Origin of the sequence: Streptomyces griseicoloratus (assembly GCF_014534645.1) — a bacterium.
GTDB classification, from domain to species: domain Bacteria; phylum Actinomycetota; class Actinomycetes; order Streptomycetales; family Streptomycetaceae; genus Streptomyces; species Streptomyces griseicoloratus.
This window is the reverse complement of record NZ_JACVQF010000210.1, coordinates 44580-53862: the sequence shown is the minus strand read 5'-3', so window position 1 is coordinate 53862 and position 9283 is coordinate 44580. Positions and strand designations below refer to the sequence as shown.

At 72.5% G+C, this 9283-nt stretch carries 10 protein-coding genes; 7 read left to right on the top strand and 3 right to left on the bottom strand.

Features of this window, described 5'->3' with window-relative positions:
- The 4 genes from ispG to H0H10_RS24505 form a co-directional block, all read left to right on the top strand.
- Positions 1-1050 (top strand): flavodoxin-dependent (E)-4-hydroxy-3-methylbut-2-enyl-diphosphate synthase (gene ispG, locus H0H10_RS24520; protein WP_188183260.1); only part of this gene is annotated, 1050 nt, incomplete at its 5' end.
- Positions 1051-1148: 98 nt separating this feature from the next.
- Positions 1149-1997, top strand: a complete 849-nt coding sequence (locus tag H0H10_RS24515) for a GNAT family N-acetyltransferase (protein WP_188183259.1) — start codon at positions 1149-1151, stop codon at positions 1995-1997.
- Positions 1998-2097: 100 nt separating this feature from the next.
- Positions 2098-2628, top strand: a complete 531-nt coding sequence (locus H0H10_RS24510; protein WP_188183258.1) for a GNAT family N-acetyltransferase — start codon at positions 2098-2100, stop codon at positions 2626-2628.
- An 85-nt stretch (positions 2629-2713) separates the two neighbouring features.
- On the top strand, positions 2714-4414 hold the full coding sequence (locus H0H10_RS24505; RefSeq protein WP_188183257.1) for a proline--tRNA ligase: 1701 nt from the start codon (positions 2714-2716) through the stop codon (positions 4412-4414).
- Positions 4415-5002: 588 nt separating this feature from the next.
- On the opposite strand, the gene H0H10_RS24500 is transcribed toward H0H10_RS24505, so the two are convergent.
- From H0H10_RS24500 to H0H10_RS24490, 3 genes are read right to left on the bottom strand one after another with little or no spacing between them, the layout of a single operon-like run.
- On the bottom strand, positions 5003-5902 hold the full coding sequence (locus H0H10_RS24500; RefSeq protein ID WP_188183256.1) for an aminoglycoside phosphotransferase family protein: 900 nt from the start codon (positions 5900-5902) through the stop codon (positions 5003-5005).
- A gap of 41 nt (positions 5903-5943) precedes the next feature.
- Complete coding sequence (locus tag H0H10_RS24495) at positions 5944-6408, bottom strand: DUF4439 domain-containing protein (protein WP_188183255.1); 465 nt, start codon at positions 6406-6408, stop codon at positions 5944-5946.
- Positions 6405-6938 (bottom strand): hypothetical protein, encoded by a 534-nt coding sequence (locus tag H0H10_RS24490; protein WP_188183254.1) that lies wholly within the window; start codon positions 6936-6938, stop codon positions 6405-6407. Before H0H10_RS24490 ends, H0H10_RS24495 begins: the two co-directional genes overlap by 4 nt.
- A 284-nt stretch (positions 6939-7222) precedes the next feature.
- Between H0H10_RS24490 and rimP the strand changes: the two genes are divergently transcribed.
- From rimP to H0H10_RS24475, 3 genes are all read left to right on the top strand, one after another.
- Complete coding sequence (gene rimP / locus H0H10_RS24485) at positions 7223-7732, top strand: ribosome maturation factor RimP (protein WP_188183253.1); 510 nt, start codon at positions 7223-7225, stop codon at positions 7730-7732.
- Between the two features lie 2 nt (positions 7733-7734).
- Complete coding sequence (gene nusA / locus H0H10_RS24480) at positions 7735-8721, top strand: transcription termination factor NusA (RefSeq protein ID WP_188183252.1); 987 nt, start codon at positions 7735-7737, stop codon at positions 8719-8721.
- A 126-nt stretch (positions 8722-8847) separates the two neighbouring features.
- Positions 8848-9129, top strand: a complete 282-nt coding sequence (locus tag H0H10_RS24475; RefSeq protein WP_188183251.1) for a YlxR family protein — start codon at positions 8848-8850, stop codon at positions 9127-9129.
- Positions 9130-9283: the final 154 nt, after the last annotated feature.

Below are 9283 nucleotides of genomic sequence, written 5' to 3'. Positions count from 1 at the left end.
GTGTCCGTGCAGTCGATGACCACGACCCGTACGTCCGACATCGGTGCGACGCTGCAGCAGATCGCGGAGCTGACGGCGTCGGGCTGCCAGATCGTGCGGGTGGCGTGTCCGACGCAGGACGACGCCGACGCGCTCGCGGTGATCGCGAAGAAGTCGCAGATCCCGGTGATCGCGGACATCCACTTCCAGCCGAAGTACGTCTTCGCCGCGATCGAGGCGGGCTGCGCGGCGGTCCGGGTGAACCCGGGCAACATCAAGAAGTTCGACGACCAGGTCAAGGAGATCGCCAGGGCGGCGAAGGACCACGGCACGCCGATCCGCATCGGGGTGAACGCGGGCTCGCTGGACCGGCGGCTGCTGCAGAAGTACGGCAAGGCCACCCCGGAGGCGCTGGTGGAGAGCGCGCTGTGGGAGGCGTCCCTCTTCGAGGAGCACGACTTCCGGGACATCAAGATCTCGGTGAAGCACAACGACCCGGTCGTGATGATCGAGGCGTACCGGCAGCTCGCCGAGCAGTGCGACTACCCGCTGCACCTCGGGGTGACCGAGGCCGGCCCGGCGTTCCAGGGCACCATCAAGTCGGCGGTCGCCTTCGGCGCGCTGCTCTCGCAGGGCATCGGCGACACCATCCGCGTCTCCCTGTCGGCCCCGCCGGTCGAGGAGGTCAAGGTCGGCATCCAGATCCTGGAGTCGCTGAACCTGCGCCAGCGCGGCCTGGAGATCGTCTCCTGCCCGTCCTGCGGCCGCGCCCAGGTCGACGTGTACACGCTCGCCGAAGAGGTCACCGCCGGCCTGACCGGCATGGACGTCCCGCTGCGCGTCGCCGTCATGGGCTGCGTCGTCAACGGCCCCGGCGAGGCCCGCGAAGCCGACCTCGGCGTCGCCTCCGGCAACGGCAAGGGCCAGATCTTCGTCAAGGGCGAGGTCATCAAGACCGTCCCCGAGTCCAAGATCGTGGAAACCCTCATCGAAGAGGCCATGAAGCTCGCCGAGCAGATGGAGAAGGACGGCGCCGCCTCCGGCGAACCGACCGTCTCCGTCGCGGGCTGACCTGCCTGCCCCGTCGCGCTGCCCCAGGGGGGCGGCGCGGCACATTTTCGCCAGGTACAGTGCGGAGATCAGCAGAACTCAGGGTGAGGCCCCCGCACGTGTTGACGCAGACCACCTCCCGCGTGCTCGAACCGAGCGACCTGGACGCCGCGCTGGCCGTCCTCGACCGCGAGCCGGTCGCGAACGCCTTCGTGACCGCCCGTGTCCAGGTCGCCGGCCTCGACCCGTGGCGGCTCGGCGGCGAGATGTGGGGCTGGTACGAGGACGGCATGCTGACGTCCCTGTGCTACGCGGGCGCCAACCTCGTCCCGATCTGCGCCACCCCGCGCGCCGTGCGCGCCTTCGCCGACCGCGCCCGGCGGGCCGGGCGCCGCTGCTCCTCCATCGTCGGCCCCGCCGAGTCCACCGCCCAGCTGTGGCGGCTCCTCGAACCCGGCTGGGGCCCCGCCCGCGAGGTCCGCCGCCGGCAGCCCCTCATGGTCACCGACCGCATGCCCGCCGACATCGCCCCCGACCCCTACGTCCGCCGCGTCCGCAAGGACGAGATGGAGCGGATCATGCCGGCGTGCGTGGCGATGTTCACCGAGGAGGTCGGCGTCTCCCCGCTGGCCGGCGACGGCGGCCTGCTCTACCAGGCCCGGGTCGCCGAACTCGTCGGCGCGGGCCGCTCCTTCGCCCGCTTCGACGCCGACGGCCGCGTCGTCTTCAAGGCCGAGATCGGCGCCGCGACCGACCGCGCCTGCCAGATCCAGGGCGTGTGGGTGGCACCCGAGTACCGGGGCAAGGGCCTCGCGGCGCCGGGCATGGCGGCGGTCCTGCGCTACGCGCTCGCGGACGTGGCCCCCGTGGTGAGCCTGTACGTGAACGACTTCAACACGGCGGCCCGGCGGACGTATGCGCGGGTGGGGTTCCGGGAGGTCGGAGCCTTCATGAGCATCCTGTTCTGAAACGCGGCCGGTGGCCGGCGGCCGGGGGGCGGGGGCGTCTCGTCGGGGGACGTTCCGGCTCCCGCGTAATTCGGCGGAGCGCGCGGGTAGGCTCCCCGCCATGGACCTCGTGATCGGCCCCTTGGACCTCCCCGCCCACGTCGACGAGGCCCTCGCCGTCCAGGCCGAAGCCTTCGGCCTCGGCCCCGACGAGGTGGCCGTACGGCGCCAGATCGTCCTGCGGCACATGACCTACCGCGGAGCAAGGGCCCTCGGCGCGACCGTCCACGGCACGCTCGTCGGCTTCGTCTACGGCATGCCCAACGACCGCACCCACTGGTGGTCGACGGTCGTGGAGCCGTACCTGCGCGCCCGCGGCAACGAGCACTGGCTCGACGACTCCTTCGTGATCACCGAGCTGCACGTCCACCCGGCCCACCAGAACCGCGGCATCGGCCGCTCCCTGATCACCACGATCACCGACGCCGCCACCGAACCCCGTTCGATCCTCTCCGCGATCGACACCGAGAGCCCCGCCCGCGCCCTCTACCGCTCCCTCGGCTACCAGGACCTCGCCCGGCAGGTCCTCTTCCCCAGCGCCCCCAAGCCGTACGCCGTGATGGGCGCCCCGCTGCCGCTGCGCCGGCGCTAGACGGGCCATAACCGATTTCCGCCGGGATGGACGGCCCGGCTAACCTCCTAGCCATCACCCTTACGCAGCAGGAGATACGAGAACCATGGCCAACGTACCGGTCCAGCGCATGTCCCAGTTGATGGCGAAGACGCTGCGCGACGACCCGGCGGACGCCGAGGTCCTCAGCCACAAGCTGCTGGTCCGCGCCGGGTATGTGCGCCGCACCGCCGCCGGCATCTGGAGCTGGCTGCCGCTCGGCAAGAAGGTCCTCGGCAACGTGGAGCGCATCGTCCGCGAGGAGATGGACGCCATCGGCGGCCAGGAGGTGCTGCTTCCCGCCCTGCTGCCGCGCGAGCCGTACGAGGCGACCGGCCGGTGGAACGAGTACGGCGGTGAGCTGTTCCGCCTCCAGGACCGCAAGGGCGGCGACTACCTCCTCGGCCCCACCCACGAGGAGATCTTCACCCTCCTGGTCAAGGACCAGGCGTCCTCCTACAAGGACCTGCCGGTCATCCTCTACCAGATCCAGAGCAAGTACCGCGACGAGGCCCGGCCCCGCGCCGGCATCCTGCGCGGCCGCGAGTTCCTGATGAAGGACTCCTACTCCTTCGACACCGCCGACGAGGGCCTGGCCGAGTCCTACGCCCTGCACCGCGAGGCCTACCAGCGCATCTTCGAGCGCCTCGGCCTCGACTACCGCATCGTCGCCGCGACCGCCGGCGCGATGGGCGGCTCCAAGTCCGAGGAGTTCCTCGCCCCGGCCGAGGCCGGCGAGGACACCTTTGCGGACTGCCCGAACTGCGACTACGCCGCCAACACCGAGGCGATCACCTACGAGCTGAAGCCGGTGGACGCCGCGGACGTCCCCGCCGCCGAGGACATCCCCACCCCGGACACCCCGACCATCGAGACCCTCGCCGCGTCCCTCGGCGTCCCGGCGTCCGCCACCCTGAAGAACCTCCTCGTCAAGGTGGACGGCGAGATCGTCGCCGTGGGCGTCCCCGGCGACCGCGAGGTCGACATGGACAAGGTCGAGGCGCACTTCGCCCCGGCCGCCGTCGAGCTGGTCACCGTCGACGACTTCACGGCCCGTCCCGACCTGGTCCGCGGCTACGTCGGTCCGCAGGGCCTGGACAAGGTGAAGTACATCGCCGACCCGCGGGTCGCTCCCGGCACGGTCTGGATCACCGGCGCCAACAAGGAGCACACGCACGCCAAGAACGTCGTGGCGGGCCGTGACTTCGAGGTCGACGAGTACGTCGACGTCGTGGTCGTGCAGGAGGGCGACCCCTGCCCCAAGTGCGGCACCGGCCTCAAGCTGGACCGCGCCATCGAGATCGGCCACATCTTCCAGCTGGGCCGCAAGTACACCGACGCCCTCAAGCTGGACGTCCTCGGCCAGAACGGCAAGCCGGTCCGCGTCACCATGGGCTCCTACGGCATCGGCGTCTCCCGCGCGGTCGCCGCCCTCGCCGAGCAGCACGCCGACGACAAGGGCCTCGTGTGGCCCAAGGAGGTCGCCCCGGCCGACGTCCACGTGGTCGCCGCCGGCAAGGCCCTGCAGACCGAGCTGGCCCTGGACGTCTCCGAGAAGCTGGCGGCCGCCGGTGTCCGCGTCCTGGTCGACGACCGGGCCGGGGTGTCCCCGGGCGTGAAGTTCACGGACGCCGAGCTGATCGGCGTCCCCCAGATCCTGGTCGCCGGGCGGCGCTCCGCCGAGGGCGTGGTCGAGCTCAAGGACCGCCGCACCGGTGAGCGTGAGGAACTGCCGGTCGAGGAGGCCATCGCCCGCCTGACCGCCTGAGCCGACCCCACAGGGGGCGCCCGCGTTGTGCGGGCGCCCCCTGTGGCGTGCGCCCAGCGGTCCCCGTCCACACCATGACGGCGTCGCGCACCCCCGACGCCGGGTCCGGTGGACGTGTGGCGGTTGAGGGGCCCGTCCGCCCGTATGGCGGGTGCGCGGCCAGTCAGCGCGCAAATCACCGCCCTGCGACAAGAGCCCGCCCACGCACCTCACACGGGGCCGGACACCCGCCGCAACGCCGATTGCGCGACGCCCACCCGCCGCCACGGCCCCCGGCGGCCACAGGGCACCGGGTCATCAGGCCGCCGGAAGGGCCGCACGAGGACGGGCGCCCGCCGGAGCCCGGGCGCACGCCACACGCCCGCCAGACCCGCCACCGCCCCTGGCCGTCACGGAGGAGCCGGGTCATCAAGTCGATGGGACACCCGCCGAACTCGGACGCACGCCAGACTCGCCACCGCCCCTGGCGGTCACGGGGGAGCCGGGTCATCAGGCCGCCGGAAGGGCCGTACGACGACGGGCGCCCGCCCGGACCCGGACGCACGCCACACCCCGAAACGGTGTGGAGTCGCCGGAGGCCGTGGTGGCCTACAGCCAGGACGCGAACTCCAGGAGGAGCTCCGCGTCCTGCTCCCGGCCGACCCGGCGGGCCCGCACCCCCGACTCCACGGCCCGGAACAGCGTCCAGCCGCGCAGCCGTTCCTGGTCGACCTCCAGCGACTCGGCGAGCCGCTTCACCCGCCGCCGGGTCGTCGAGGGGCCCGACGTCTGGGCGATCAGGTCCTCCACGCGGTCCCGCACCAGCCGGGCCAGGTCGAAGGCGGGCTCGCCGACCACCGGGTCGGGCCCCACGGCCAGCCACGGCATCCGGTCCCCGGCCAGCACCTTGCTCTGCCGGAAGGTGCCGTGCAGCAGCCGGTCCTCGGGCGGCTCGGCCATCAGTTCGTCGCGCACCGCGAGGGCCGCGTCCACCAGCGGCGCCGCCTCCGGATCGGCCTCCGCGCCCGCCCGCATCGCGGCGGCCTGCCGCGCGGTCCGCTCGGCGACGGACTCGAAGGAGTGCCCGGCGGGCGGCTCGACCCACAGCCGGCGCAGCGTGCCCGCCGCCTCCAGCAGCGCCTTCGCCTCCGGCAGCGACCGCACCGACACGTCCGGGTGCAGCCGCTCCAGCAGCAGCTCGCCCTCGGTGGTGAACGGCTCCAGCAGACGTACGGCGCCCCGACCGTTCCAGTGCGCGAGCGCGGCCCGCTCGCACTCCGGGCGGGCCCGGCGCGGAGCCAGCTTGAGCACCGCGGGCGTGCCGTCGGCGGTCCGGACCAGGAGCACCAGGCTGCTGCGTCCGCCGGGCACCTGCACCCGCTCCACGGTCAACCCGCGCAGCGCCACGGCCTGGCGCACCGTCCCGGGCAGCCGCTCCAACCAGCCGTCACCGTCCGGAGCCGTCTCACCGAGCGCCCTGACCAGGCGCCGCGGCGGTTCGAAAGCCATGCGCGAGTCCGTTCCCTTCCCGTACGGGGATTCCGTCCGTGTCACGCCGTCGGTGTCGCCGGGGCCCCTGCGGTGCCCGCCCGCTCGGCGAGCCCAGGGAAGGCTACGCTCCCGCCGCGCCAGCGAACCGCCCGGACCGCCGCCTCCCGCAGCGCCTGCGCCGCCGCGGCCCGCCGCTCGCCGCCAGCCGCCCGCACCAGGTCCGAGTAGACCCCGGCGACCCGGTCCTCCAGCTCGGCCGCCAGCCGCGCCGCCGCCCGCTGGTCCGGCACCGCGAACGGCAGCGCGTACCCGGCGGCCGCGGCGACCGGCCGGCCCCCGAGGTCCCGTACGTCGCGGGCCAGCACGTCGCGCCGCGCCCGGTGCGCGTCGTACGCCGCCCGCGCCTCGGCCCGCCGTTCCTCGCCGATCCGCCCGCCGACGACCCCGTAGCCGTACACGGCCGCGTGCTCGGCCGCCAGCGCCGCCTGGAGGGCGTCCAGCTCCCGGTCCTCCGCCTCGCTCATCCGTCACTCTCCGTCAGCAGGTACACGTGCGCCGCCCCGGCCGCCGACACCGAGGCCATCAGCCTGGCCAGCTCGCCGGGCACCTTCAGCAGCGCCCCGGCCCGCCGGTCGGCCAGCTCCCGCTCGGCGCCCGCGAGGTGTGCGAGCGCCTCCTTCTCCGTCGCCGGTACGGCACCGGGGTCGCGCCCCGGTCCTGCGGCCCGCGCGGAGACGGAGGGCGACGCCTTCGGGGACGCCGTCCGCCCGGCCCCGAACGCCTCCGCGTGCCGCAGGACCTCCTCCCGCAGCGGCCGCAGCCGCCCGGCCAGGCGGGGGTGGGCCGCGATCACCGCGTCGTACCGCTCGGCCAGCGCCTCGCTGTCCCGTGCCGCACGCGCGCGTGCCCGGTCGGCGGCCGACTGGCCGGCGTCCGGGGCGTCCGGGCCAAAGCCGCCGGAGCAGCCGACGAGCAGGGCGGCCCCGGCGGCCGAGGCGAGCAGGCTCCTTCTGCGCGGTCCCGAAGGGATGCGCGGCGATGAGGGGAACGGCACGGCAGACGTCCTCGGGAACTCGTGCGGAACGAACGCGGAACGAACACGGAAGGAAGAGCGAAGAAATACGGGAGGAAGGTGAGAGAAAGTCGAATACGGTCGGAATACGCACAAACTTGAGCACGGGCGGTACGCCCGTGATCACGGTACCCGTGCCCGCGCCCCGCACCACTCACCGGCACCGCCGAGCCCGGGTGGACGGCAACACCCCCCGGGACCGGATACCCTTTGACCTGACACGCGACCCATCCCACAACAGCACACGCGGCCGAGGAGTCACCCGGATGAGCACCACCCAGAGCGAGAGGCTGCGAGAACTGCTGGAGCCCCTAGTCGGCTCCCAGGGCCTGGATCTCGAGGAGATCGCGGTGGACTCGGTCGGACGCAAGCGTGTGCTGCGTGTCGTCGTCGACTCCGACACCGGTGCCGACCTGGACCGGATCGCCGATGTGAGCCGCGCGCTCTCGGCGAAGCTCGACGAGACGGACGCGATGGGCCCGGGTGAGTACACCCTCGAGGTCGGAACCCCCGGCGCGGAACGCCTCCTCACGGAACACCGGCACTACACGCGCGCCACCGGCCGCCTGGTGCGGTTCCGGCTGGCGGACGGCGACGAGCTGGTGGCCAGGATCCTGACGGTCGACGACGAGGGCGTCGACGTCGAGGTGCCCGGGGTGAAGGGGCGCAAGCCCACCGCGCGCAGGCTCTCCTTCGGAGACATCGCCAAGGCGCGCGTCCAGGTCGAGTTCGGCCGCAAGGACAAGAAGGACGCATCGGAAGAGGAGGAGGCGTAGCCGTGGACATCGACATGAGCGCCCTGCGGGGCTTGGTCCGGGAGAAGGAGATCTCCTTCGACCTGCTGGTCGAGGCGATCGAGTCGGCCCTCCTCATCGCCTATCACCGCACCGAGGGAAGCCGCCGGCACGCGCGCGTGGAGCTCAACCGGGAGACCGGACATGTGACCGTGTGGGCGAAGGAGGACCCCGCCGACCTCGAAGAGGGCCAGGAGCCCCGCGAGTTCGACGACACCCCGTCCGGCTTCGGCCGTATCGCCGCCACCACCGCCAAGCAGGTCATCCTGCAGCGGCTGCGCGACGCCGAGGACGACGCGACGCTCGGTGAGTACGCGGGCCGCGAGGGCGACATCGTCACCGGCGTGGTCCAGCAGGGCCGCGACCCGAAGAACGTGCTGGTCGACATCGGCAAGCTGGAGGCCATCCTGCCGGTGCAGGAGCAGGTGCCCGGCGAGACCTACCCGCACGGCATGCGGCTCAGGTCGTACGTCGTCCGGGTGGCCAAGGGTGTGCGGGGTCCGTCCGTGACGCTGTCGCGCACGCACCCCAATCTGGTGAAGAAGCTCTTCGCCCTGGAGGTGCCGGAGATCGCCGACGGCTCGGTCGAGATCGCCGCGATCGCCCGCGAGGCCGGCCACCGCACGAAGATCGCCGTCCGCTCCACCCGCTCGGGCCTGAACGCCAAGGGTGCCTGCATCGGCCCCATGGGCGGCCGGGTGCGCAACGTGATGGGCGAGCTGAACGGCGAGAAGATCGACATCGTCGACTGGTCGGACGACCCGGCCGAGATGGTGGCGAACGCGCTGTCCCCGGCCCGCGTCTCCAAGGTGGACGTCGTGGACATGGCGGCCAGGTCGGCACGGGTGACCGTGCCCGACTACCAGCTGTCGCTGGCGATCGGCAAGGAGGGCCAGAACGCCCGGCTCGCGGCCCGGCTGACCGGCTGGCGGATCGACATCCGGCCGGACACGGAGCAGCCGTCCGAGTAGGCGGGTGAACGGCCCGGGGAATAGATCCAAGCCGCAGGTCGCTGAGATCACGACAGGATTGTGCGCGGCAAGTGTTCGATTCTTGCCCCAAAGGGGTGAGGTCGGTCCGGGGAGGTAGACTTAGGAGTGTCTGGCCGGACACGTACCCGCGTATGCCCTGAGCGCACCTGCGTGGGGTGCCGGGAGCGAGCGGTCAAGAGCGAGCTGCTGCGGACCGTGGTGATCGAGGGCGAGTGCGTCCCCGATCCTCGCGGTACGCTGCCCGGCCGGGGTGCGTACGTGCACCCCGCCGCGGTCTGTCTCGACCAGGCGGTGCGCCGGAAGGCGTTCCCGAGGGCGCTGCGCGTCCCGGGACCGCTCGACGTAAAGGCGTTGCGCCACTACGTCGAGCAGGCACAGGGTTGCTGAGAGCAACCTGGTAAGGAAGAAATGCCGCACGGAACCCCGTGCGGTCTGGTACCTCGCGAGTCGAAAGCAGGTCGAGATTGCGATGAGCACTCGATGAGTACGCGATGAGTACGCCCATGAACTAGCGACGGTCCGGACGCAACCCGGACCTCAA